Here is a 24031-nt window from a genome sequence, read left to right as displayed (position 1 = left end):
TAAACTCACACAGTTTCACATTTGCAGCCCGTGCAGGCCTTCACACGTGCAGCCCGCTGAAGGGCCGCCTCACCGTCGTCGACAAGCAAAAAGCGCCGAACCGGCAAACAATTTGCTTGCTCAGTTCGGCGCCAAATCAACGCTTATGGGTCAATGCTGAACCGTCAACGCTTAGAGGTTCGGGAACCAAATACCAATCTCGCGCTCAGCGGACTCCGGAGAATCGGAACCGTGAACAACGTTGTTAGCAACCTCAAGTGCGAAGTCACCGCGGATGGAGCCCGGGGTTGCGGCCTCAACCGGGTTGGTGCCGCCAGCGAGCTGACGCCAAGCAGCGATTGCGTTCGGCCCCTCGATAACACCAGCGACCAGCGGTGCAGAGGTGATGAAATCAACCAGCTCACCAAAGAACGGCTTATCGACGTGCTCTGCGTAGTGCTCCTTCGCAGTTGCCTCGTCAGCAACACGGAGGTCAAGCGCGACCAGCTTCAGGCCCTTGCGCTCAATGCGGGAGATAACTTCGCCGACCAGACCGCGGGAAACGCCGTCCGGCTTGATCAGAATAAGAGTACGTTCAGTCATGGTGAGCATCATACTATGACCAACCCCGCTACACCGGAGTGGTGGTGCAGCGGGGTGAAATCACAGCGTAAAGCTACGTGAAACAGCGCGACTACGAGCGCTGGAGAGCTACGAGTGCTGAGTGGTCAACAGACCGCGCTCCATACGCTGGATGAGGTTCTTCCGCAGGTGCAGAATGTAGGCCCACACTAGTGCGAAGAAGATACCCACCACGCCCATGGACACGTGCGTGAAGATAGCCAGCACACCAAAGACCTGCAGCACAATGTTGGCCTTCAGCGCCCAGGGCTGCTTCTGCAGGAAAGCCATCACAATCAGAGCCACGCCCAGGATGGTGATGTACGTAACCGAGAAGGTCTGGTTAATCTGGCCGTCGGGAATGCGCGTGACCACAGTCAGACCAAGCAGCACCGAGATAGCCTGCATAATCAGCGTGCCGGACATAACACCGCGCAGACCCTTCAGCGGGTCCTTAGCCGGATCGTGTCCCGCACCGAGCGGGCCATACTTACCACCCTCACTCAGGTCACGCCCCTCGCGGTAGGCGCGCAGAGCCTCGCGGTCGGCAGCGGTGTAATCCTCCGCGCCATTGCCCTGTGGCTGGCTCGCCTGAGATTCGCTCATTGCGGGTCCTTTCCAAATAGTGTCCGGGCTTCGCCCGCAGTGACAACAGATCCAGTGACAATCACACCGGAACCAGAGACAATACCGTCCCCGGTGTCGGTTTCCTCAGCCAGTGCAACCGCCAGCTCAACGGCGGACGGCAGCGTAGGCACGCGATGCACGCGCTCCTCGCCGAAAATCTCCTCTGCAAGGTCAGCCAGGTCGTCGTAGTGCAGCGCACGCGGCGAGGTGTTCTGGGTAATAACCACTTCTTCGAAGTACGGCTCCAGCTCAACCAGCAGCCCGCGAGCATCCTTCTCTCCCAGCACCGACAGCACACCGATGACACGGCGGAAGTCGAACTCAGCGGAGAGGGCCGTGCGTAGCGCACGAGCACCGTGAGGATTGTGGGCAGCGTCGATAAACACCGTCGGGGTCGAACGCACGCGCTCCAGACGGCCGGGCGATGCGACCGTCGCAAAGCCTTCGCGAACCGCATCAATGTTGAGCGGACGTCCCGGGCCTGCGCCGAAGAACGCCTCCACCGCAGCCAGTGCTGTGGCAGCATTGCGCGCCTGATGCGGACCGTGCAGCGGCAGATGGATGTCGTCATACTCGCCGGCCAGGCCCTTGAGCGTCAGGTTCTGCCCACCGACCGCCAGCTGATGGCTGACGACACCGTACTCCACCCCAGCACGGGCGACGGAGGCGTCCATTTCCACGGCACGGCGCAAAACGACGTCCATTGCTTCCGGTTCCTGCTCGCCGACAATGGCGACATTGTCCGGTGGCGTGAGCAAGTCATCCTTGTTCCACCGCGACTTGATGATGCCGGCCTTCTCGCCAGCGATTTCAGCCAAGGTGTCACCAAGGAACTCCGTGTGATCGAGACCAATTGGGCAGATGACTGCCACGTCGGCCTCCACCACGTTGGTCGCATCCCATGTGCCACCCATGCCAACTTCCACTACGGCAACGTCGACAGGAGCGTCGGCGAAAGCGGCGTAGGCCATGGCAGTGAGGACCTCGAACTTACTCATCTGTGGGCCGCCCTTTTCCGCGGACTTGGCGTCAACCATTTCCACGTAGGGCTGAATCTCGCGCCAGATGCGCACGTAATCGCGTGGATGGATGGGCTGGCCATCGATGGCGATGCGCTCGGTAACCAGCTGCAGATGCGGACTGGTGGTGCGGCCGGTGCGACGACCAAGAGCTCGCACCAGCGACTCAATCATGCGCACAGTGGAAGTCTTGCCATTCGTGCCCGCAACGTGAATGACCGGGGTGGCACGCTCGGGATGGCCAAGGATATCCATCAGCATCTCGATCCGCTCGAGCGATGGGTCAATCTTGGTCTCCGGCCAGCGCTGATCCAGCTCGGCTTCCACCTCTGCGAGCTCGCGCAGCTCCTCTGCGGTGGCCTCCAACGGGGCCGGCTCATTGACTGGGCGATCCACGTCGACGGGCAAGCTCAGGCCTTCCTCGGACACCGAGACCTCACCGAGACGCATGTCATCGGGCATGCGGTCATCGGCCATCACACCGGCAATTTCGCGCGGTTCGAGATCCTCGACGATCTGGGAATCAGCCGGATCAAATTCGAACTCAAGCGCTGCGGTGGACTCTTCTCGTGCCGCAGTCTCATCCTGCGTCACCGAGTCGTCCTCGCCGCCGAGATTCAGACGAATCTCGCCTGCAGTCTCATCCCGTGGTTCGGTCATGCCTGCGGAAGTCCCTCCAAACGAGCCTTGATGCGGTCAATCTCCTCCAGTGCGAACTGGTGGCGAGTCTTAATCTTCTCCACGACCTGCTCCGGAGCCTTGGACAAGAAGGCCTCGTTGCCGAGCTTCTTCTCGGTGCCGGCCAGTTCCTTCTCCGCCTTGGCCAGGTCCTTTTCCAGACGCTTGCGCTCTGCGGCCACGTCGACAGTGCCGGAGGTGTCCAGCTCGATCAGGACAGTGGCCTGCGACAGGCGCACCTCAATCGAAGCGGTAGCGGTGAATCCATCCTCCGGTGCCTCAGCACGAGCTAGCGAACGAATCATCTCTTCCTGAGCGGTCAGATCAGCATCCGCCAGGTTCATGCGTGCCGGCACGCGCTGCGACGGCTTCACACCCTGGTCATTGCGGAAACGACGCAGCTCGGTGACCAACTTCTGGGCATCGGCAATACGACGTGCGGCAACCTCGTCGACAGCAGCGCCGTCGGTGGTCATGGTGGCATCCGGCCAGGCAGAAATTACCAGAGAGTCCTCGAAGCCCTCCGCACCGTCGGTAAGCGCCTTCCACAGCGTCTCTGTGACAAACGGCATGGACGGGTGGAGCAGACGCAGCAGCGTATCCAACACGCGGCCGAGGACCAGTCGCGTGGAGGCGGCGCGGGCGGCCTGCTCCTCGGTCATGGTCTCGCCGTCGTTCAGGCGTGGGAAGTCAACCTTGGTCATCTCCAGGTACCAGTCACAGACCTCGTCCCATGCGAAGTGGTAGAGGGCCTCGTTGGCCTTGGAGAACTCGTATTTATCCAGTGCAGAGTCGACCTCGGCGCGGACCTGTTCCAGGCGATCCAGGATCCAGCGATCGGTGTCAGTGAGCTGGTCACGATCCGGCAGCTCGCCCACGTGAGCGCCATTCATCAGCGCAAAGCGGGTCGCGTTGAACAGCTTGGTGGCGAAGTTACGGGAGCTCTGTGCGGCGTCGTTACCAACCGGCAGGTCAGAGCCCGGGTTAGCGCCACGCGCCAGCGTGAAGCGAAGTGCGTCTGCACCGTAGTCACGCACCCAGTCCAGCGGGTCAATGCCGTTACCGAGAGACTTCGACATCTTTCGGCCCTGCTCATCGCGGACCAGACCGTGCAAGAAGACATCCTTGAACGGCACCTGCGGACGACCGTCGCGGCCCTTGCCCAGCGGTGAATCAGGCAGGGTGGCAGCAAAAGTCGAGAACATCATCATGCGCGCGACCCAGAAGAACAGAATGTCGTAGCCGGTGACCAGCACGGATGTCGGGTAGAACTTCTCCAGCTCCGGGGTGGCGTCCGGCCAGCCCATCGTGGAAAACGGCCACAGCGCAGAGGAGAACCAAGTATCCAGTACGTCCGGATCCTGCGTCCAGCCCTCGCCCGTCGGAACCTCATCATCCGGCCCGACACAGACGACCTCACCATTCGGGCCGTACCAGATCGGGATGCGGTGGCCCCACCACAGCTGGCGCGAAATACACCAGTCGTGCATGTCATCGACCCAGTCGAACCAGCGCGGCTCCTGCGATGCCGGGTGAATAACCGTGTCGCCCTCGCGAACAGCATCGCCGGACATCTTGGCCAGCTCATCGACCTTAACGAACCACTGCAGACTCAGCAGCGGCTCAATCGGTTCACCCGAGCGCTCCGAGTGACCGACCGAGTGAACGTATGGGCGAACCTCCTTGACAATGCGCCCCTGCTCACGCAGCGCCTCCGTCAGCGCAGTGCGGGCTTCCGCACGATCCATGCCGTCAAAACGCGTGCCAGTGTTAAAGATGCGACCAGTGGTGTCGATGACCTCCGGCATATCCAGGTCGTGGCGCTGCCCCATGGCGAAGTCATTCGGATCGTGCGCCGGCGTAATCTTCACCGCGCCGGTACCGAACTCGCGGTCCACATAGTCATCGGCGATGACCTGAATCTTCAGGTCCTCGCGGAACGGGTGGTCCAAAACCTTGCCCACCAGGTGCGTGTAGCGCTCATCCTCCGGGTGCACGGCAATTGCCACGTCGCCCAGCATCGTCTCCACACGAGTCGTCGCCACAACAATGGAGTCTTCCCCATCGCCGTAGCGGAAGGAGACGAGCTCGCCTTCAGCGTCCTCGTACTTGACCTCAATATCCGAGATTGCGGTCTGCAGCACCGGAGACCAGTTGACCATACGCTTGGCGCGGTAGATTAGGCCGCGGTCAAACAGTTCCTTAAAAATCGTCTGAACCGCACGGGACAGCCCCTCGTCCAGAGTGAAGCGCTCACGGGACCAATCCAGGGAGTCACCAATCTGGCGCATCTGGTTGCCGATACGTCCGCCGTAATCGTGCTTCCACTCCCAGACCTTCTCCACGAACTCCTCGCGGCCATAATCGAAGCGGTCCTTGCCTTCGGACTCCTTCAGCATCGCCTCGACCTTGGTCTGCGTTGCGATACCCGCGTGGTCCATACCCGGCAGCCACAGCACCTCGTAGCCCTGCATGCGCTTACGGCGCACCAGCGCATCCATCAAAGTGTGGTCCAGTGCGTGGCCCATGTGCAGCTGACCCGTCACATTCGGCGGGGGCAGCACAATAGAGTAAGCCGGCTTGGAGCTAGACGGATCAGCCTCGAAATAGCCAGCGTCTACCCAGCCCTGGTACAGGTCCGACTCCACGTCAGCCGGGTTCCACGACTTGGGCAACTTATCTGCTCTGTTTAGGTCCACGTTGTTCTCAGTCACGCGTCACATCTTAGCGCCTTGCCCGGATTTGTTTTTCCAGGGGCTTTACGACGACCCTTGCGCCCCAACCCATATCTGCTATCGGCGACTTACGCACCGCCGAATTCAAGCTTTACTCACTCCCCGAGCCCATCCGCGATTACCGCAGTAAATGAAAAGGTGCCCTCTTGCGAAACCATCACAAGAGGGCACCTTTAAACAGGCGTTAAGCGGCCCTTAGACCAGCAGGTCCTTAACTGCGTCGCGCTCTTCGCGCAGTGCCTTGACGTTGCGCTCGATACCAGCTCGCTGAGCCTCGGAGAGATCCAGGCCCTCAACGCGAACCCACTCGCCGTCCTTGGCGTAGCACGGAACACCAGCGACCAAGCCCTCGTCGATGCCGTAGGAGCCGTCGGACGGAAGTGCGACAGAGACCCACTCGCCCTCTGGGGTACCCGTGACCCAGTCACGCATGTGGTCAACTGCGGCAGCTGCAGCGGAAGCTGCGGAGGAGGAACCGCGGACCTCGATGATTTCTGCGCCACGCTTGGCGACGCGCGGGATGAAGTCCTGCTCGACCCATGCAGCGTCAACCTTGTCGGAGACCTTCTCGCCTGCAATGGTGGCGTAGGTGATGTCCGGGAACTGGTCTGCGGAGTGGTTACCCCAGACGATCATGTTCTTAATCTCAGTGGTCGGAACACCAATCTTTTGCGACAGCTGGGACAGGGAACGGTTGTGGTCCAGGCGCATCATAGCGGTGAAGCGCTCTGCCGGGATGTCCTTAGCGTGGGAAGCGGCAATCATGGTGTTGGTGTTAGCCGGGTTGCCGACAACCAGAACCTTGATGTCGTCTGCTGCGTGATCGTTCAGTGCCGCGCCCTGCGGGCCGAAGATCTTGCCGTTGGCGCCCAGCAGTGCGGAGCGCTCCTCACCCTTGCCACGCGGCTTTGCACCGACCAGGAATGCGGCGTTGGCACCGTCGAATGCCTTTGCCGGATCATCGGTGATGTTGATGCCAGTCAAAAGTGGGAAGGCGGAGTCAAACAGCTCCATGGCGACGCCTTCGGTGGCGTGCAGCGCCGGAGTGATCTCCAGCAGGTTCAACTCAACCGGGGTCTCAGGGCCGAAAACCGAACCGCTGGCAATGCGGAAGAGCAGGGAGTAAGCGATCTGTCCGGCGGCGCCGGTAACTGCAACCTTTACGGGAGTCTTGTTCACTACAGGCCTTTCTCGAGAGAGAATCAATTCGCTGCCCACTCTAATGCGACTGCGGAATTGGCGCAGACGGGGGCGACGGGCTCAGTACAATTCTGAAAAACGGATAGCATTAGGCATGACTTACGGTCGTGTACTCATTTCACTAGAAAGAAGTCCGCGACTGACCAATTTCACCCCCGTTAGATAGCCAAAACCCCGTAGTCGCTCTCTAGTCCAAGCAAAGGATTTTCATGAAGTCTCCAGGCTCCTCTGATGCAATCCCCCATGCAGTCTTGGTGGCAGCACTTCAAGAATTCACCGCAAAGGGGTATGCAGATGCCCGTCTGGATGCCATTGCTACCGCCTCTGGTGTCTCCAAGCGCATGCTTCACTACCACTGTGGTGACAAGATGGGACTCTACAGGGCGACGTGGGCACATGTGCTGGAGACCGTAAGGCCTGACGACGACGCCCTGCGTCCGCACTCCAATGTGCCGGTGGAAGCCCTGCAGCATGTAGTCGGCGTTATCTACGACTATTTCTCGGCGAACCCGCTTGCCGTGCGGTTCATCATTCAGGAAAACCTACACCCAGTCCTGCCGCTTGAAGGCGTGACTGGGCTTGGTGGTCAGAGCCCTATTGTTTTGGAGTTTGACCGCATCTTGTTGCTCGGCCGCGATTACGGTGCATTCCGCACTGACATTTCCGCACTTGATCTTTATATTCTCGTGCTGTCGCTGGCCACCTTCCCCACCCTGCACCAACGGACTTTTGAAAACCTCTACGGCATTGAAATGCAGTCGACGGTGCTGTCGGACAAGCTGCGTGAGTTCGCACAGGACACCGTGACCAGTCTGTTGACATCCTCGCCTCGCAACGAACCGGGAAGCTCGTACACTTCCCTGCTGGCCTCCCATGGTGCGAACTCGTCCGCACTTGGCGCAGAGGTCTATGGCGATCAGCCCAACCCAGAGACTCACGACTTGGCTGCTGATGATGCCCCGGATTACCGCGACATCTACGGCATGGACGACTAGGGCTCCATACAGACACCAAAACCCGGTTAGAGCAGGCGCTCTAACCGGGTTTTTAGCTACCTTTACGCAGTCTTCTTATCCTCGCTGCGTTCAACGAGTTCTGGCGCTGCACCGTCCGTGATGCATTCCTTGTGGACAATGACCTCCACAACGTCGTCACGCTCTGGTACGTCGAACATCACGGGAACCAAGATTTCTTCCATGATGCCGCGCAGACCACGGGCGCCGGTATTGCGACTAATCGCCTTGGCAGCAATGGCGCGCAGTGCCTCATCGTCGATGGTGAGGCGCACACCGTCCATGTCGAACAGGTGCTGGTACTGGCGGACCAGGGAGTTCTTGGGCTCAGTGAGTACGCGAACCAGCGCATCCTCATCGAGGTTGGTGACTGATGCGATGACGGGCAGGCGACCAATGAACTCAGGAATCAGGCCGAATCGAACGAGGTCCTCCGGCAGCACATCGCGGAATGGATCCTTCATGTCCGCGTCGTTAGCCGAGGTGACATCTGCGCCGAAGCCCAGCCCCTTCTTGCCGACACGCTCCTGCACGACCTTCTCCAGACCGGCAAACGCACCGGCGACGATGAACAGGACATTGGAGGTGTCGAACTGAATGAACTCCTGGTTCGGCAGCTTGCGCCCACCCTGCGGGGGCACGGCGGCTACGGTTCCCTCGAGAATCTTCAGCAGCGCCTGCTGCACACCTTCACCGGAGACATCGCGGGTGATGGAGGTGTTTTCAGACTTGCGCGAGATCTTGTCAATCTCATCGACGTAAATGATGCCGCGCTGTGCCTTCTCGACGTCGAAATCAGTAGCTTGCAGCAGCTTCAGCAGGATGTTCTCCACATCCTCACCTACATAGCCGGCCTCGGTCAGGCTGGTGGCGTCAGCGATTGCGAACGGCACATCCAGCTTGCGAGCCAGCGTCTGTGCCAGGTAGGTCTTGCCACAGCCGGTCGGCCCAAGCAGGAGAATGTTCGACTTTTGCAGCTCGACGTCGTTGTCCGACTTGGTCTCCGCAGCACGAAGGCGCTTGTAGTGGTTGTAGACCGCGACGGCCAGCGTGCGCTTTGCCATGTCCTGGCCGATGACATACTCATCGAGGAAGTCGCGAATTTCCAGCGGACGCGGCAGGCGGTCGTCGTTGCCAGTTGCCTCGCCGCCGGTGTTAAGCTCCTCTTCAATAATCTCGTTGCAGAGCTCGATGCACTCATTACAGATGTACACACCAGGTCCGGCAATCAGCTTTTTGACCTGCTTCTGACTCTTTCCACAGAAAGAGCACTTCAGCAAATCCGCACTTTCTTGCATACGCGCCATGAGGCTCCCGCCGCCGCCTTTCCGCATCGTTGCCAATAACTGCTTCAGACCAGCCTACCGTGAGTGTGCGCAAATACCGGCTTCCACGCCAAGGACGAGGCGAATTTCACGCGATCTCGCCCGGCGCTTTACGACGGCCAGTGCGCAGCACTCCAAAGAGACCATGTCCCCTTTTAGGCGTTGTGCTTGCGGTACTCGAAGACCTGGTCGATGATGCCGTACTCGACGGCCTCTTCAGCGGTTAGGATCTTGTCACGGTCGGTGTCCTTGCGGATCTGCTCTGCAGTGCGACCGGAGTGGCGAGCCAACGTCTCCTCCATCAGCTTGCGCATGCGCTCGATTTCGTTCGCCTGAATCTCCAGGTCGGAAACCTGACCCTGGATACCCTGGGTAGCCGGCTGGTGAATGAGCACGCGCGCATTCGGCAGAGCTGCACGCTTACCCGGTGCACCTGCAGCGAGCAGCACAGCTGCCGCGGAGGCAGCCTGGCCCAGGCACACGGTCTGCACGTCGGGACGCACGTACTGCATCGTGTCGTAGATGGCCATCAGCGAGGTGAAGGAGCCGCCTGGGGAATTGATGTACATCGTGATGTCACGATCCGGGTCCAGGCCCTCAAGCACCAGCAACTGCGCCATGATGTCGTTAGCGGCGGTGTCATCGACCTGGGAGCCGAGGAAGATAATGCGCTCTTCGAAGAGCTTGTTGTATGGGTTGGATTCCTTAGCACCAAAGCTGGAGTGCTCCACGAAAGAAGGAAGCACGTAGCGCGACTGCGGCATCTGCATATTGTTCATCTCCATGTTGATTAAATCGCCTCTAATTATTCGCTACTGTCCGCTTTTAGCGTGCGGTGTCCTTGAGAGCGGTCACGACGTGGTCAACCAGGCCGTATTCCTTAGCCTCAGCTGCGGTAAACCAGCGGTCGCGGTCCGAGTCTTCCTCAATGCGCTCGACCGGCTGACCGGTGTGCTGCGCAATCAGACGAGCCATCTCCTTCTTGGTGGCAGCGAACTGCTCAGCCTGAATGGTGATGTCGGATGCGGTACCGCCAATACCTGCAGATGGCTGGTGCATCATAATGCGGGCGTGCGGCAGTGCGTAACGCTTGCCCTTAGCACCTGCGGCGAGCAGGAACTGGCCCATGGAAGCTGCCAAGCCCATGCCGTAGGTAGCCACGTCGCACGGAACAAACTGCATGGTGTCGTAAATGGCCATGCCGGCGGTGACGGAGCCACCCGGGGAGTTAATGTACAGCGAGATATCCGCCTCCGGGTCCTCAGCTGCCAGGAGCAGCATCTGACCGCAGAGCTTGTTGGCAATCTCGTCGTCGACCTGCTCACCCAGCCAAATAATGCGCTCCTTGAGCAGCTTGTCGAAAACTGTGTTCGTCGACATCTGGGCGTTATCGCTCATCTGTGTACTCCTTCTTCGTACGTGTGCGAGTTTGTCGTTCACTAGAGGGTAACGAAAAGGGCCGTCCCTTTGTTTCAGGAACGGCCCTTGTTCGCTATAAGCGTTGCAGCATCAGGAATTCGCCACTGCTGCGGGCTTACTCTGCGGAGTTGTCCTCAGCCTTGTCGGACTCAGCATTCTCAGTCTCCGACTCGACCTCACCGAAGTACTCGTTCAGATCGATTTCGTTGCCCTCGGTGTCCTTTGCGGAAGCCTTCAGGATCGAGGTGGCCAGAGCCTTGCCGCGGCGAACGTCTGCGAACAGGTTGCCGAGCTGGCCGGACTGCTGAATCTGCTGGATGAACTGGTTCGGGTCCATACCGTAGGACTGAGCGGTGAACAGGATGTGGTCGGTGAGCTCCTGCTGGGAAACGTCCGGCTGGATCTCTTCAGCCAGTGCATCCAGGAACAGCTGAGTGCGAACAGCTTCCTCAGCGGACTTCTGGGAGTCCTCGTCGAATTGTTCACGAGTGGTGCCCTGGGCCTCCAGCATGGAGTCCAGAACCTTCTCGTCGCCACCGAACTGACCCAGCAGCTGCTGCAGCTGACCCTCGACCTGCTCCTTGACAACGCCCTCTGGCAGAGCGATGGTGGTCTGCTCCATAGCGGCAGCCAGAACCTTGTCGCGAACCTGCTGAGCCTGCTCGCCCTTCTTGGTGTTTTCAACCTGGCGCGCCAGGTCTTCCTTCAGCTCGTCGATGGTGTCAAACTCGGAAGCCATCTGGGCGAAGTCGTCGTCAGCTTCCGGCAGCTCGCGGACCTTGACGGACTGAACGGTAACGGTGACCTGGGCGTCCTCACCCTCGTGCTCGCCGGCAACCAGCTTGGTGGTGAATTCCTTGGACTCGCCCTGGGACAGGCCAACAACAGCGTCATCCAAACCGTCAATCAGATCGTCGGAGCCAACCTGGTAGGACAGGCCCTCAGTGGAGGCCTCTTCCAGCTCTTCGCCGTCGATGGTGGCGGACAGGTCGATGGAGACGAAGTCGTCCTTCTCAACTGCACGCTCGACGCCAGTCAGGGTGCCGAAGCGAGCGAGCAGGTTCTGCAGCTCAGCCTCAACAGCTTCCTCGTCGGCGACCAGCGGGTCAACCTCAACTGCGATGTCCTCGAACTTCGGCAGCTCAATCTCCGGACGGACATCGACCTCAGCGGTGAACTCAACGAGCTCGCCGTCTTCCAGCTTGGTGATATCGACCTCAGGCTGACCGATAACCTTCAGTTCCTCCTCGCGAACGACCTCGTCGTAGCGGGACGGAACCATGTCGTTGAGCACCTGCTCCAGGATTGGGCCACGGCCGAAGCGAGCCTCAATCAGCTTTGCCGGTGCCTTGCCCTTACGGAAGCCCGGAATCTGGACCTGCTGAGCCAGCGCCTTGTAGGCGTTGTCGAACTCTGGCTTCAGCTCGTCAAACGGGACCTCGACGGTAATCTTTACTCGGGTCTCATTGAGCTTCTCAACGGAAGACTTCACTGGTGCACTCTCCTGCAACTCGATGATTAATTCATAGACCACGGGAGTGCCCGTGATACTGGTCGGGGTAGCGGGATTTGAACCCACGGCCTTCCGCTCCCAAAGCGGACGCGCTACCAAGCTGCGCCATACCCCGTATGCGTCATTCGAAACCTAGCAGAAACCCCTTTGGAGCATCTGCACCGGGGCCCTCATAGTCGCGAAATCGCGTTTCCACAACGGACCCGTATAGATTTACCTGACGATTAACGAAATCACAAAACCACGGGCTCAACCAGGTCGATACTCCGTCTGAAGACGCTTTACGACGCCATCGAGAGCCAACCTGATAACCATCACTGGTTTCATGAAATCCATGCATATCACAGGGCGTTTGCATCACCTCGGCACTGCTTTTGGCGGCCTCGTTTACTGCAAACACTCCATTCGTCGGCCGACTCTCCAAAGAAACCGCCCAAAAGACTGCCCCTTTGTTGAGTCGAGTGACAGTGTAATCAACGGCTATACGCCTGTTTCATATACCCCACATTGCTTTAGCTTCATTTTCTGTTTTTCCCGGCCACAGCCAGTTTTTCTCTAAAGCCTTCGAGCGAAACTTGGCATCGATTTTTGTATGTGCGCTTTAACGGGTTAATATGCCTTGTACCGAGACACGGTCTGGTTGATGCGAGTGCGGATCAAGCCAGAATTTCGTCTGCGGGGATGTCGTATAGTGGCTAATACCTCAGCCTTCCAAGCTGAAGACGCGGGTTCGATTCCCGTCATCCCCTCCACGTAACCGGGAGCGCTGCTCTCGGTTTTTTGTTTTCCCCGGTTTTTGTCTTCCCAGCCAATGCCACCGGCCAGAAATTCCTTTTGCCCTCTGTTCACAATCCAGCGCCGCGGGTACCCTGGGCACCATGAAGCCCACCATTATCGATGCCGATACTGGACACGAACTATGGACCGCGGTCGAATGCGCTGCTTTTTCCGGCACCGCACGTGGCACTTTCACCAGCTACGCTGGCCGCAAAAAGGCTCCCGAGCCTGTCGCGAAGCTTCATGGGTTGACCCTGTGGGATTCCGAAGAAGTTCGCGCATGGCATGCCAATCGGAAGAGCCGCACCAAGAGCACCGACTCCACCGAGTCATAGATACCTGCCCATCCCCAATCATTTCCTGGTTCCCGAGCTACATCTGTCCGACAGATATGTCAGCTCGGGAACTTTTTTCGCTCTACATGCGTTAACTCAAGTAATTACAAGCAGTACCCGCAATTTCCTGTTTTGGAGGCCTAGCCCATGGGGGCTTTAATCCTGATTGCTATCACCGTCGGCGGCGCAATTATCATCGCGTCGATGGCTCAAAACCGTTCTAACAGGGCTTTTGATGCCCGCCAGAACAATCAATTGGAAGACGCCGTCGCAGACGCCCGCCGATGGATTGAGCGGCTGGGCTCACAGGTACTGAACCTGGCTGGTACCGATTCGGCTTCCACGCAGGCTCTTGCTGACGCATCCGAGCGCTACAACGCCGCTTCCTCGCAGATTTCTACTGCACGCACCCCGGCACAGGCCCGGATGGCGCGCGAATCGGCGCTGGAAGGTCTGCACTACATCAATGCGGCTCGCGAAATTATGGGCTTGCCAGCGGGGCCGACACTGCCGCCGCTGGAGGGCCAGAAGGCCGCTGGTTCTGTGACCGAAACCCGCACCATTGAGCACGAAGGCCACTCGGTTACCGCCTCGCCATACGCCACCCCGGAAACCCCGAACTACTACCCCGGTGGCCGTGTCGCTGGCCGTCCGGTTCCAGCCGGTTGGTACTCCGAGCCCTGGTGGAAGTCCGCACTCCGCACCGGTGTCTGGACCGCAGGCTCGATGCTGCTGTTCTCTACCCTCTTCCACGGTATGGCCGGCGTTGCCTACGGCGCTGATGAGTTCGCCAGCGGCATGGGCACCGGCGCCGATGACTTCGGCGGCACCGAGGACTTTGGCGCCGAAGACTTCGGTGGGGACGATTTCGGTGGAGATGACTTTGGCGGCGACTTCGGTGGCGGCGCTGCAGATGCCGGTGACGCTGGCGACGGTGGCGGCTTTTTCGACGGTCTCTTCGGAGGCGGCGACGGTGGTGGCTTCTTCGACGGCGGCTTTGACGGCTTCGGCGAATAAGTATCGCCATGCTAGTTGGCTAGCGCCGAAAAGGGGTCGTCCGTGCTGTCTTCTCGTGGCTGATATTCAATTTTTCTGGCTGCATCGTGACCAGCATCGTTGCCGAACAGGCGGTTGACAAGAGCAACCGCCATATCCATCCCCGCTGCGACTCCTGACGAGCTCCACTTTTTTCCGTCTTCAACCCATCGGGCTTCTTTCACCCACGTCACTTCGTTTCCGAACGAGGTGGCCCAATCAAAAGCTAACTTGTTGCTAGTTGCCCGCTTCCCTTCTAGAAGCCCCGCCGCCGCAAGCAATGCAGAGCCCGTGCAAACAGATGCAACTAACGTCGCACGAGATCCGATGCTCTTGAGCCAACCCAAGAAATCTGGATCACCAGTTAAACCTCTGGTCCCCACGCCACCCGGTACAAGAAGCACGTCGATAGCTTCGAGTTCAGCGGCACCCTTGTCGGCAATTACCTGCGCCCCCTGCGCGCTTGTTATCGGGCCGGCAGTGCTTGCGACATATTCGACTTCGACCCCAGGTACATGACCAAATACTCCTACTGGCCCAAAAACGTCTAAGAGTTCGAACCCGGGGAACAGTACAACAGTTACTCGGCGGTGTGCTTCCGGAATTGTCATAGGCCAATTCCTACTCCGCCTAAGCACAAGATAGGGGCTGTTTCCAGAATCTTCTGGAAACAGCCCCTATCCTTTCCTACACCTATCCCCCGGATGGAGAACAGTGGCCTCTTAAGCCTCCGGCAGCTCCGGGGCGACGCCAGTCTTTTCGTACTCTGCCAGAATGTCAATGCGGCGCTGGTGGCGCTCCTCCTCGCTCCACGGCTGGGAGACGAAAGCATCGACGATGGCCAGGGCCTCTTCCTCAGAGTGCATACGACCACCGAGGCCGATCAGCTGAGCGTTGTTGTGCTCGCGGGCGAGCTTTGCGGTCTCCACCGACCAAGCCAGCGCACAACGAGCGCCCTTGACCTTGTTAGCGGCAATCTGCTCGCCGTTGCCGGAGCCGCCGAGCACGATGCCCAGGCTGCCCGGATCAGCGACGGTACGGGAAGCCGCCTCAATGCAGAATGCTGGGTAGTCATCTGCGGGGTCGTAGGTATGAGCGCCGCAGTCAACGACGTCGTGGCCAGCCTTCTCCAGGTGGGCCTTAATCAGGTTCTTCATCTCAAAACCGGCGTGGTCTGCACCAAGGTAAATACGCATGGCAGCAAGTTTAGCGGTTCCCACGGATTCAACGGCGCCTGCACCCGTTTTAGGTATTGCTTGACGACGTCCCCTGCGCAGCCGAATAGGGTGAAAAGTGACCGTATTTGCGTCTCAGCACGTCTTCGAAACCGGAAATTGGGTGCTTTTACCGTGTCTCCTGCGCCACAGGCTTACTTCCAAGTCGATCCGGAAGCTCATGGCTCCCGTGGGAATCATCACGCACCGGTGGTGCGAACGGTTCGACATGACATCAATAAGAAACCATTTATTGTCATTTGGGAGGTCACCCGGGCTTGTGGCTTGGTCTGCAAGCACTGCCGTGCGGATGCACAGCATGAGCCGCATCCGCACCAGCTTTCGACCACCGAGGGCAAGATACTGCTGGAGACCTTGGCGTCGTATAGCAAGCCGAAGCCTCTTGTAGTGCTCACCGGCGGCGATCCATTTGAGCGCGATGACCTGGAAGAACTGGTGCGATTCGGCACAGAGCACGGTCTGAATATGTCGCTGTCGCCATCGGTGACGCCGCGGCTGACGCCGGAGCGAATTCAGTCGCTACGCGAGGCCGGTGGCAAGGCAATGTCGATGTCGCTCGACGGCGCGACTGCCCAGACCCATGACAAGTTTCGTGGTTTTTCGGGCACTTTTGAAAAGACGCTTGAGATGGCTCCGCACATCAACGAGGCCGGCTACCGGCTGCAAATCAATTCGACCCTGACCAAGGGAAATATCCATGAGGCACCAGCGCTACTGAAGACTGTCATGGAGATGCAAGCCAAGATGTGGTACGTCTTTTTCCTTGTTCCAACTGGTCGCGGTGCGGATTTGGGCGCATTGTCACCGGAGGAACGCGAGGATGTTCTGCATTGGCTATCGGATGTGTCCAACCGAATTGCCATTAAGACGACGGAGGCGCCGCAGTATCGACGCGTCGTCATGCAGCAGGAGGAAGCGAAGGAAAAGGGGCTGCCATCTTATGAGGGCGGCGCGCTTTACCGCTACTTGACTGAGGAAACAGCGAAGCTGCTCGGCGCTGTGCCGGAGAAGCCACGCCGCCCGCGCTCCCCGATGGCCGTCAATTCTGGTTCCGGTTTTGCCTTCATTGACCATATCGGCGACGTCTACCCCAACGGTTTCCTGCCGCTGCACTGCGGCAATGTGAAGGCCACACCATTCCAGGAAATCTATTCGAACTCACCGGCTTTTAAGGCTCTCCGCGATCCGGACAATTGGCACGGCAAGTGCAGCGTCTGTGAATACCACAGCGTCTGTGGCGGATCCCGCTCGACGGCCTACGCGTTGACCGGGGATTACACGGCATCCGACCCGACCTGTATCTACATTCCGCCGCGGTGGGCTGCGATGAGCGAAGAAGAACGGCAGGCTTCCACCGGGCAGAATGCTGAAGCTGGGGCGGGTCAGCTCTCTTAGCCGCACGCCCCAGCTGCTACAGGTTTCTTAGTCGAAGCGCGGATCCTCAGTGCGAGAGCGCTTAATTTCGAAGAAATACGGGTAGCTGGCGACGGCAACCGAGCCGTCGAAAATCTTGCCGGCTTCTTCGCCGCGTGGGATACGGGTAAGCACCGGACCGAAGAAGGCAACGTCGTTGAGCTTGACCACCGGAGTGCCGACGTCGTTGCCGACCTCCTTCATGGCCTCTGCGTGGTTTTCACGCATGAGCTCATCAAACTCTGTGGTCAGAGCCTGGGCCAGACGCTCTTCCGGCAGGCCAACCTCTGCGAGGGTTTCCTTAATCAGCTCGTCGAATGCGTGCTCCGGCTCGTCGACATGCGCATGACGATCGATGCGGTTTTCGTTGTGAATCTTCGTGCCCAGCGCGGTGTAGAGCTTGTCGACGGCCTCCTGACCATCCTGGGAGAACACGGCATTGAACAGGCGTGCCGGGGTCCAGTTGCACTGCATCATGAACTTGTACTCTTCCGGCAGCTCGTCGCGGCCTTCATTGAGCACCGACAGGCTCATCGGCTTCCACTCGACCTCAATGTCGCGGACCTTTTCGACTTCCTTAATCCAGCGCGACGTCACCCAGCAAAACGGGCAGGACACGTCGAAGTAGAAAGTGACCTTGTCTCGATTGCTCATGTGAAAGTCCTCCTAAATCATTGATTGACTTATCAACGACTATAGGAGGGAATTTTTCGGCTCGCATTCATGTTTCCCACGCTCACTCAGGATCCTTCTCCAATCCGGGGTCGTGGTTACACTGGTCGCATGACTTCCACGAACCTAACCAGGACCGAAGCCGCCGACCGTGCGGCCATGCTCGAGGTGTCCCACTACGACATCTCTCTCGACCTCACCACCGCACCTGTCGGTGGACTGAACAGCGCACCAACATTCGCTTCAAAGACCACAATTTCTCTGACGGCGAAGCGCGCGGGTTCCACCTTCATTGACCTGCGTGATGCAGTAGTCAAGAGTGTGACCATCGACGGTGTCGATGCCACGGAGGCCGCTCGTTATGCCAGCGAGACCGGTATCAACGTGGACCTGACCGAAGGTGACCACACCGTCGTTATCGACGCTGACTGCCGTTACACCAACAACGGCCAGGGCATTCACCGCTTCCAGGATCCCGCCGATGGCGAAACCTACCTGTACTCGCAGTTTGAAACTGCCGATGCCAAGCGCGTATTCGCCTGCTTTGACCAGCCGGATTTGAAGGCAACGTACTCAATCCACGTCGTGGCACCGAAGGGCTGGAAGGTAATTTCCAACTCGGTGGCCAAGACTGGCACCACCACCGATGTCCACGGCAATGAGGCCGATACCTTCGACTTCTCGGTGGATGTTCCGCTGTCGACGTATCTCGTCGCAGTCTGTGCGGGCCCGTGGTACGAGGTCACTGATTCGTGGACCGGCACTGTCGCACCGCACCCGGAAACCCCTGCTGAGCACCAGCCGGAGGGCGAACTGGCTATTCCGCTGGGGTTCTACTGCCGCCAGTCCATCGCCGAGTACCTCGATGCCGACACTCTGTTCAAGGAGACTAAGGAAGGTTTCGACTTCTACGCCAAGCACTTCGGCGAGCCCTACCCGTTCGGCAAGTACGACCAGATTTTCTGCCCGGAATACAACATGGGCGCGATGGAAAACGCTGGCTGCGTGACCATCCGCGACGAGTATGTCTTCCGTTCCAAGCCCACCCATTACCTCTACGAGCGCCGCAACGACACCATCCTGCACGAGATGGCTCACATGTGGTTCGGCGATTTGGTCACCATGCAGTGGTGGGATGACCTCTGGCTCAACGAGTCCTTCGCTACCTGGTCTGCTGCCGCCGCTCAGGTCGAGGTTTCCGATTACAGCCACGCTTGGACCACTTTCGCCAACGTCGAAAAGGCCTGGGCCTACAAGCAGGATCAGCTGCCGTCGACGCACCCGATTGCCGCCGATGCCAGCGACATTGATACCGTCGAGCAGAACTTCGACGGCATCACCTACGCCAAGGGCGCATCCACGCTCAAACAGCTGGCCGCCTACGTTGGTCAGGACGCCTTCCTCGCCGGTGCTCGTATTCACTTTGCCCGCCACCGCTTTGGCAACGCCACCTTCGCAGACCTGTTGGACGCTCTCTCCGAGGCCTCGGGGCGCGATTTGTCTGGTTGGGCTGATCAGTGGCTGACCACGACTGGCATCACCACCCTGGCACCGGACTTCCGCCAGTCGGCCGGTAAATACACCTCCTTCGCAGTCACGCAGGATGGTGCCGAGCCGGGTGCCGGAGAACTCCGTGATCACCGAATCGCCGTGGGTATCTACAACCTGCGCGGCACCGGCGCGGATGCCGTACTCGAACGCACCAAGCGCGTGGAAATCGACGTCCGCGGTGCACGCACCGAAGTCCCAGAGCTGGTCGACACCCCAGTCGGCGATGTCGTGCTGGTCAACGACGACGACCTCACTTACAGCATGATTCGCTTGGACGAGGGCTCGCTTGCCACCGTCATCGACAACATCGGCGCTTTTACCGATTCGATGGCACGCACACTGTGCTGGTCCGCTACCTGGCAGATGGTTCGCGCAGGTCAGATGCGCGCACGCGACTTCGTCAACCTGGTGCTCCGCGGCATCCCAGGTGAGGACAAGCTCTCCGTCCTCGAGCGCGTCATCGCCCAGGCGGTCAGCGCCGTCAACGTCTACGCCGATCCACAGTGGGCCGACTCCACTGGACGCGATCTGCTGGCACAGGGTCTGCTGGGCTACGCGAAGAAGGAAACCGACGCCGACCGCGCCCTGGTTTTCGTTAACGCTTTGGCCTCCGTGGGCTCGTCGAATAGCGATGTCGTGGGCGCACTGCGCGCCATCTACGCCGGCGACGCCGACAAGGCTGGCTTCCCCGCTGTCACTGTCGACACCGACATGCAGTGGCGTGCCCTGAAGTCGCTGGTTTCCGCTGGTCTTGAAGGCGAGGACGCCATCGCAGAGCTTGAAAAGACCGACAACTCAGCACTCGGTGCTCAGGCCGCCATCGCCTGCCGCGCCTCCGTGCCGACACTCGCTAACAAGTCCCGCGTCTGGGCAGAGGCGACGGTCTCCGGCGACGACGCCCCGTCGAACCTTGTCATTCGCCACCTGCTTGCTGGCTTCAACGCACCGGGCTCGGGTGCGGTGCTCGCGCAGGCGCTTGACGACGACGCCCGCGCCACCATCAACGCGGAGCAGTCGGCGACCTCGCTATCGGAGCACTTCTTCACTGTTGCCAACAGCTGGTGGAAGCAGTTCTCCTCCGAGACGGCTCAGACTCTCCTCGAGGGCTTCTACCCCACTTGGGAGATCAGCGAATCGGCCATTGCAGCCGCTCAGCGCCTGCTCGACAGCGACGAGACTGCATCGCCGGTCAAGCGCATCATTTCTGAGCAGCAGTTCCTGGTGAAGCTCGCTCTTCGCGCCCGCGAGTTCGACGCGAAGTAACAAGTGATTTCGGCCGGCACTTTGGCCGTTATCGTTTTCGTGGCATCAAGTCGATAGACTTGGTGCCATGACAACTTCTCAGACGCTCTTTGACTCCGTCGGCGGCGAGGATGTCTTCAATCGCATCGTCCATGGTTTTTACACGCGCATGCGTTCCGATGACCTCATCGGCCCGATGTACCCCAGCGATGACTGGGAGGGCGCCGAAGATCGACTACGCATGTTCCTCGTCCAGTACTGGGGCGGGCCGCGTACGTACAGCGAACAGCGTGGTCATCCGCGCCTGCGCATGCGCCACATGCCGTTTTCCATCGGCGAGGCCGAACGCGACCGCTGGCTGGAGATCATGAGCGCCGCAATCGCAGACATTTCTGATGAGGAGCTCCCCCGCCCCCAGCGCGAGGCCATGTGGAACCACATGGTGCAGGTTGCTGACATGCTCATCAACCGCTTTGACGCGCAGTAGGAATTAAGCTCCTACCCCGTTAGTTCAGCAGCCCCGCTAGTTCAGCAGCGGCAGCACGCCAAAGGACTCGAGCGTAAAGACCGAGCCAAACCGTCCATCCAGCCGGTGCCACCGCCCCTTCGTGGACACGCGCACCGGCTCTTTTTCGTCCGGTTGCTCCGGGATAAAGCCCATCGTGCACAGCGCAAACACGTCCCGCATGGTTACGTCCACCACGCTTGCCGACGTCTCCTGCGGCTGCCCCTCCCCTGTATCAACAGTGGCTTCACCGGTACCGCCGCTGACTGTGAGAACCTTCTGGTCCAGCAAAGACGGCGGCATGCCCATGGGGCCGGAAGATTCGACGGCGACCGCGCGCCCCTGCTTCTCGAGAGTCCGGAAAGCAGTGGCTGGAACATAGTCGACAACCTGCCATCCTTCCGGCACTGGCAGGAATCCCGGCCAGGAGGACGCCGACTGCGCGTGGACGCGGTATGGCAACGTGGTGAGCGAGGCTTCTTTCTCCTCCGCGTCCTCAGCAGTTTTTGCCTGCGCAAAGGCACGCACCGCGATGTCTTTAATCTCCGCGGCGGTGACGATGATGTCGTCGGGAAGCGCCTGCAGCGCAACCGTGCGCATGGCCAGCGGGCCGATGGGCGTCTTCACCCATACCTGCGACATCGCTGGCGCAGCGGTGGGTGCCGAGGAGGAACTGATACCAGCGGCGGCGGTCTTACGTGCCCGGATGCGTAGCAACGTGTTCTCGTCGAGGGCGTAGGCCTTATGGGCCAGGACGCCCAGATTCTTCAGGGCATCGGGAGTGCCGAAGGTCAGCTCGGCAGCGGGATGAGAAGTGGTCACGGCGAATTACTTGTCCTGGTCTTCTTTGTTGTCTTCGATTGCGGGAGCTGCAAAGCGCTCCAGTTCACGGCGGGCAGACGGGGAGAGCTCGACTGCCTTCGCAGTCTTGAGATCAAACATCACCATCACCGTTTCGAGCACAGCAACGATGTGACCATGCTGGTCGGCGATAGTCTGGCGGAGTGTGAAAGAGGTGCGACCGAAGTTGATGATCTCGGTCTCAACCACAACTTCCTGGGTGTCCGGCAAAATAGCGCGGACGTAGTCAATCTCCAGGCGACGAACCACTGCAGCAGGCATCCCTGCCCCGCCACCGAGACCGCGCATCACAAAGTCCAGACGAGCCTGCTGGGCGTATTCCAGGAAAGCGGTGTTGTTAGCGTGGCCATACTGATCGAAATCAGACCAGCGGATAGCGACGTTGGTACGAAATGGTGCTGATTCAGTCATACCCAGAACTATAGGCGTTTTCTGGAGCTACGGATCCTGCGAAAAAGCGAAAGCCCGGGACCTGTGCACTGGTGCGAGCCAGTCCACAAGGTTCCGGACTTTGCCGTTGGCAAAAATCAGATTCGCGAGAAACAGATTAGCGGGTCAGGCGACGGTGAGTGACGCGCGACGGGCGTGCAGCCTCCTCGCCGTAACGCTCAATCTTGTTCTTCTCGTAGCCCTCGAAGTTGCCCTCGAACCAGAACCACTTGCCCTCTTCGAAGTTGCCTTCCCATGCGAGGATGTGGGTACAGGTGCGGTCCAGGAACCAACGGTCGTGGGAAATGACCACGGCACAGCCCGGGAAGTTCTGCAGTGCGTTTTCCAGCGAAGACAGGGTTTCGACGTCAAGGTCGTTAGTCGGCTCATCCAGGAGGATCAGGTTACCGCCCTGCTTCAGAGTCAGCGCGAGGTTCAGGCGGTTGCGCTCACCACCGGAGAGAACCTTCGACGGCTTCTGCTGGTCCGCGCCCTTGAAACCGAAGGCAGACAGGTACGCACGAGACGGCATCTCGTTCTGACCGACCACGATGTAGTCGAGACCATCAGAGACAACCTCCCAGACGGTCTTTTCCGGATCGATGTTTTCACGACCCTGGTCAACGTAGCTGAGCTGAACAGTCTGACCGACCTTGACCTCACCGGAATCCGGCTGCTCCAGCCCCACGATGGTCTTGAACAGGGTGGACTTACCCACACCGTTCGGGCCAATAACACCGACGATGCCGTTACGCGGCAGGGTGAACGACAGGTCCTTAATCAGGACGCGGCCATCAAAGCCTTTCTCCAGGTCCTTTACCTCAACAACCTGGTTACCCAGGCGCGGCGGGGTCGGAATCTGGATTTCTTCGAAGTCGAGCTTCTTGTACTGCTCGGCTTCCTCCACCATCTGCTCGTAGCGCTCCAGACGGGCCTTGTTCTTGGCCTGGCGAGCCTTCTGACCCGAGCGGACCCACGCCAGCTCGTCCTTCAGGCGCTTCTGCAGCTTGGCGTCCTTCTTACCTGCAACCTCAAGGCGCTCAGCCTTCTTCTCCAGGTAAGTCGAGTAATTGCCCTCGTAGGGGTAGAGCTTGCCGCGGTCGACCTCACAAATCCAGCCAGCGACGTGATCCAGGAAGTAACGGTCGTGGGTCACGGCCAAAACAGCACCCGGGTACTTAGCCAGGTGCTGCTCGAGCCACAGTACGGACTCGGCGTCCAGGTGGTTAGTGGGCTCGTCGAGAAGCAGCAGGTCCGGCTCGCTCAGCAGCAGCTTCGCCAGTGCTACACGACGACGCTCACCACCGGAGAGGTGAGTAACCGGCTCGTCTGCCGGCGGGCAGCGAAGCGCATCCATTGCCTGCTCAATCTTGGAATCCAGCTCCCAAGCATCAGCGGCGTCGAGCTCCTCCTGGAGCTTGCCCATTTCTTCCATGAGCTCGTCGGTGTAATTGGTGGCCATTTCCTCGGCGATAGCCTCAAAACGGGCCTTCTTCTCGAAGATGTCGCCGAGGCCCTCCTCGACGTTGCCGCGAACGGTCTTCTCCTCATTCAGCGGAGGCTCCTGCAGCAGGATGCCGACAGTGGCACCCGGCTCCAGGAAAGCTTCACCGTTACTCGGCTGATCCAGGCCAGCCATAATCTTCAGAATCGACGACTTACCTGCGCCGTTCGGACCGACCACGCCGATCTTTGCGCCCGGGTAAAACGCCATGGTGACGTTGTCGAGAATAACCTTATCGCCGTGCGCCTTACGCACGTTTTTCATCTGGTAGATGAACTCACCCATGGTGGAATTTCGTCCCCTCGTAGAAAGGAAATAAGCAATCCCTGTAGAGGTTACGCAT

Annotated in this window: 21 protein-coding genes and 2 tRNA genes; 7 read left to right on the top strand and 16 right to left on the bottom strand. The window is 59.4% G+C overall.

The features are described from left to right. Positions 1–171: 171 nt before the first annotated feature. The 5 genes from ndk to HMPREF2787_RS03190 all read right to left on the bottom strand — a co-directional run bounded on the left by ndk (position 172) and on the right by HMPREF2787_RS03190 (position 6838). Entirely contained in the window at positions 172–582 is a 411-nt protein-coding gene (gene ndk, locus HMPREF2787_RS03210) for a nucleoside-diphosphate kinase (RefSeq protein ID WP_038629458.1), read from the bottom strand. Between the two features lie 108 nt (positions 583–690). After that, complete coding sequence (locus tag HMPREF2787_RS03205) at positions 691–1206, bottom strand: DUF4233 domain-containing protein (RefSeq protein WP_070858374.1); 516 nt, start codon at positions 1204–1206, stop codon at positions 691–693. Continuing rightward, positions 1203–2708 (bottom strand): bifunctional tetrahydrofolate synthase/dihydrofolate synthase, encoded by a 1506-nt coding sequence (locus HMPREF2787_RS03200; RefSeq protein WP_371441140.1) that lies wholly within the window; start codon positions 2706–2708, stop codon positions 1203–1205. The genes HMPREF2787_RS03205 and HMPREF2787_RS03200 overlap by 4 nt, the downstream gene beginning before the upstream one ends. A gap of 194 nt (positions 2709–2902) precedes the next feature. Continuing rightward, the gene (locus tag HMPREF2787_RS03195) at positions 2903–5638 is read right to left on the bottom strand and encodes a valine--tRNA ligase (RefSeq protein ID WP_070858372.1); all 2736 of its coding nucleotides are present in this window, start codon (positions 5636–5638) and stop codon (positions 2903–2905) included. A 216-nt stretch (positions 5639–5854) separates the two neighbouring features. Continuing rightward, on the bottom strand, positions 5855–6838 hold the full coding sequence (locus tag HMPREF2787_RS03190) for a malate dehydrogenase (protein ID WP_070858371.1): 984 nt from the start codon (positions 6836–6838) through the stop codon (positions 5855–5857). Positions 6839–7068: 230 nt separating this feature from the next. On the opposite strand from HMPREF2787_RS03190, the gene HMPREF2787_RS03185 reads away from it, so the two are divergent. Then, on the top strand, positions 7069–7854 hold the full coding sequence (locus HMPREF2787_RS03185) for a TetR/AcrR family transcriptional regulator (protein ID WP_070858370.1): 786 nt from the start codon (positions 7069–7071) through the stop codon (positions 7852–7854). A 62-nt stretch (positions 7855–7916) separates the two neighbouring features. Here HMPREF2787_RS03185 and clpX read toward each other — a convergent pair whose 3' ends face one another. From clpX to HMPREF2787_RS03160, 5 genes are all read right to left on the bottom strand, one after another. Then, on the bottom strand, positions 7917–9179 hold the full coding sequence (gene clpX, locus HMPREF2787_RS03180; protein ID WP_070858369.1) for an ATP-dependent Clp protease ATP-binding subunit ClpX: 1263 nt from the start codon (positions 9177–9179) through the stop codon (positions 7917–7919). 173 nt (positions 9180–9352) lie between these two features. Then, positions 9353–9976, bottom strand: coding sequence for an ATP-dependent Clp protease proteolytic subunit (locus tag HMPREF2787_RS03175; protein ID WP_369707172.1), 624 nt, complete (start codon positions 9974–9976; stop codon positions 9353–9355). Between the two features lie 46 nt (positions 9977–10022). Next, on the bottom strand, positions 10023–10595 hold the full coding sequence (locus HMPREF2787_RS03170; RefSeq protein ID WP_016422302.1) for an ATP-dependent Clp protease proteolytic subunit: 573 nt from the start codon (positions 10593–10595) through the stop codon (positions 10023–10025). Between the two features lie 136 nt (positions 10596–10731). Continuing rightward, entirely contained in the window at positions 10732–12195 is a 1464-nt protein-coding gene (gene tig, locus HMPREF2787_RS03165) for a trigger factor (protein ID WP_141763262.1), read from the bottom strand. Continuing rightward, positions 12168–12244 (bottom strand) — tRNA-Pro (locus HMPREF2787_RS03160). Before HMPREF2787_RS03160 ends, tig begins: the two co-directional genes overlap by 28 nt. 562 nt (positions 12245–12806) lie before the next feature. On the opposite strand from HMPREF2787_RS03160, the gene HMPREF2787_RS03155 reads away from it, so the two are divergent. The 3 genes from HMPREF2787_RS03155 to HMPREF2787_RS03145 all read left to right on the top strand — a co-directional run bounded on the left by HMPREF2787_RS03155 (position 12807) and on the right by HMPREF2787_RS03145 (position 14258). After that, a tRNA-Gly gene (locus tag HMPREF2787_RS03155) sits at positions 12807–12881 on the top strand. A gap of 126 nt (positions 12882–13007) precedes the next feature. Beyond that, positions 13008–13241 (top strand): hypothetical protein, encoded by a 234-nt coding sequence (locus tag HMPREF2787_RS03150; protein WP_070858367.1) that lies wholly within the window; start codon positions 13008–13010, stop codon positions 13239–13241. A 147-nt stretch (positions 13242–13388) separates the two neighbouring features. Next, entirely contained in the window at positions 13389–14258 is an 870-nt protein-coding gene (locus tag HMPREF2787_RS03145; RefSeq protein ID WP_070858366.1) for a hypothetical protein, read from the top strand. A gap of 11 nt (positions 14259–14269) precedes the next feature. On the opposite strand, the gene HMPREF2787_RS03140 is transcribed toward HMPREF2787_RS03145, so the two are convergent. Both HMPREF2787_RS03140 and HMPREF2787_RS03135 read right to left on the bottom strand, forming a co-directional pair. After that, positions 14270–14887 carry a DJ-1/PfpI family protein gene (locus tag HMPREF2787_RS03140; RefSeq protein WP_070858365.1) on the bottom strand — a complete coding sequence of 206 codons (618 nt, stop codon included), beginning with the start codon at positions 14885–14887 and terminating at the stop codon, positions 14270–14272. Between the two features lie 111 nt (positions 14888–14998). Then, positions 14999–15472, bottom strand: coding sequence for a ribose-5-phosphate isomerase (locus HMPREF2787_RS03135; RefSeq protein WP_005511109.1), 474 nt, complete (start codon positions 15470–15472; stop codon positions 14999–15001). A gap of 228 nt (positions 15473–15700) precedes the next feature. Between HMPREF2787_RS03135 and HMPREF2787_RS03130 the strand changes: the two genes are divergently transcribed. Next, positions 15701–16906: a TIGR04053 family radical SAM/SPASM domain-containing protein gene (locus HMPREF2787_RS03130; protein ID WP_070858376.1), complete on the top strand. Its 1206-nt coding sequence runs from the start codon at positions 15701–15703 to the stop codon at positions 16904–16906. A gap of 27 nt (positions 16907–16933) precedes the next feature. Here HMPREF2787_RS03130 and HMPREF2787_RS03125 read toward each other — a convergent pair whose 3' ends face one another. After that, on the bottom strand, positions 16934–17578 hold the full coding sequence (locus HMPREF2787_RS03125; RefSeq protein ID WP_038628082.1) for a mycothiol-dependent nitroreductase Rv2466c family protein: 645 nt from the start codon (positions 17576–17578) through the stop codon (positions 16934–16936). 129 nt (positions 17579–17707) lie between these two features. Here HMPREF2787_RS03125 and pepN point away from each other — a divergent pair, with 129 nt between their 5' ends. Then, positions 17708–20410, top strand: a complete 2703-nt coding sequence (gene pepN, locus HMPREF2787_RS03120) for an aminopeptidase N (RefSeq protein WP_070858375.1) — start codon at positions 17708–17710, stop codon at positions 20408–20410. A 67-nt stretch (positions 20411–20477) separates the two neighbouring features. Beyond that, the gene (locus tag HMPREF2787_RS03115; protein WP_070858364.1) at positions 20478–20876 is read left to right on the top strand and encodes a globin; all 399 of its coding nucleotides are present in this window, start codon (positions 20478–20480) and stop codon (positions 20874–20876) included. Positions 20877–20912: 36 nt separating this feature from the next. Here the strand turns inward: HMPREF2787_RS03115 and HMPREF2787_RS03110 are convergent, their stop codons facing one another. The 3 genes from HMPREF2787_RS03110 to ettA form a co-directional block, all read right to left on the bottom strand. Continuing rightward, the gene (locus tag HMPREF2787_RS03110; RefSeq protein WP_070858363.1) at positions 20913–21716 is read right to left on the bottom strand and encodes a DUF8185 domain-containing protein; all 804 of its coding nucleotides are present in this window, start codon (positions 21714–21716) and stop codon (positions 20913–20915) included. A gap of 6 nt (positions 21717–21722) precedes the next feature. Further along, a complete protein-coding gene (locus HMPREF2787_RS03105; RefSeq protein WP_070858362.1) occupies positions 21723–22166 on the bottom strand; it encodes an acyl-CoA thioesterase in 444 nt (147 codons plus the stop codon). 136 nt (positions 22167–22302) lie between these two features. Beyond that, positions 22303–23973, bottom strand: coding sequence for an energy-dependent translational throttle protein EttA (gene ettA, locus HMPREF2787_RS03100; RefSeq protein ID WP_016422285.1), 1671 nt, complete (start codon positions 23971–23973; stop codon positions 22303–22305). Between the last annotated feature and the right edge of the window lie 58 nt (positions 23974–24031).

The organism is Corynebacterium sp. HMSC061H03 (assembly GCF_001838215.1).
GTDB lineage: Bacteria > Actinomycetota > Actinomycetes > Mycobacteriales > Mycobacteriaceae > Corynebacterium > Corynebacterium jeikeium_D.
This window is presented reverse-complemented; position numbering and strand designations above follow the sequence as displayed.

Bases quoted from the DNA above. Each gene is read 5' to 3' on its own strand.
- clpX (WP_070858369.1), bottom strand. From the start codon at position 9,179: ATGGCGCGTATGCAAGAAAGTGCGGATTTGCTGAAGTGCTCTTTCTGT.
- ettA (WP_016422285.1), bottom strand. From the start codon at position 23,973: ATGGGTGAGTTCATCTACCAGATGAAAAACGTGCGTAAGGCGCACGGC.
- HMPREF2787_RS03170 (WP_016422302.1), bottom strand. From the start codon at position 10,595: ATGAGCGATAACGCCCAGATGTCGACGAACACAGTTTTCGACAAGCTG.
- HMPREF2787_RS03105 (WP_070858362.1), bottom strand. From the start codon at position 22,166: ATGACTGAATCAGCACCATTTCGTACCAACGTCGCTATCCGCTGGTCT.
- HMPREF2787_RS03145 (WP_070858366.1), top strand. From the start codon at position 13,389: ATGGGGGCTTTAATCCTGATTGCTATCACCGTCGGCGGCGCAATTATC.
- HMPREF2787_RS03115 (WP_070858364.1), top strand. From the start codon at position 20,478: ATGACAACTTCTCAGACGCTCTTTGACTCCGTCGGCGGCGAGGATGTC.
- HMPREF2787_RS03140 (WP_070858365.1), bottom strand. From the start codon at position 14,887: ATGACAATTCCGGAAGCACACCGCCGAGTAACTGTTGTACTGTTCCCC.
- HMPREF2787_RS03175 (WP_369707172.1), bottom strand. From the start codon at position 9,976: ATGAACAATATGCAGATGCCGCAGTCGCGCTACGTGCTTCCTTCTTTC.
- HMPREF2787_RS03135 (WP_005511109.1), bottom strand. From the start codon at position 15,472: ATGCGTATTTACCTTGGTGCAGACCACGCCGGTTTTGAGATGAAGAAC.
- HMPREF2787_RS03185 (WP_070858370.1), top strand. From the start codon at position 7,069: ATGAAGTCTCCAGGCTCCTCTGATGCAATCCCCCATGCAGTCTTGGTG.
- HMPREF2787_RS03200 (WP_371441140.1), bottom strand. From the start codon at position 2,708: ATGCCCGATGACATGCGTCTCGGTGAGGTCTCGGTGTCCGAGGAAGGC.
- ndk (WP_038629458.1), bottom strand. From the start codon at position 582: ATGACTGAACGTACTCTTATTCTGATCAAGCCGGACGGCGTTTCCCGC.
- HMPREF2787_RS03125 (WP_038628082.1), bottom strand. From the start codon at position 17,578: ATGAGCAATCGAGACAAGGTCACTTTCTACTTCGACGTGTCCTGCCCG.
- HMPREF2787_RS03150 (WP_070858367.1), top strand. From the start codon at position 13,008: ATGAAGCCCACCATTATCGATGCCGATACTGGACACGAACTATGGACC.
- HMPREF2787_RS03205 (WP_070858374.1), bottom strand. From the start codon at position 1,206: ATGAGCGAATCTCAGGCGAGCCAGCCACAGGGCAATGGCGCGGAGGAT.
- pepN (WP_070858375.1), top strand. From the start codon at position 17,708: ATGACTTCCACGAACCTAACCAGGACCGAAGCCGCCGACCGTGCGGCC.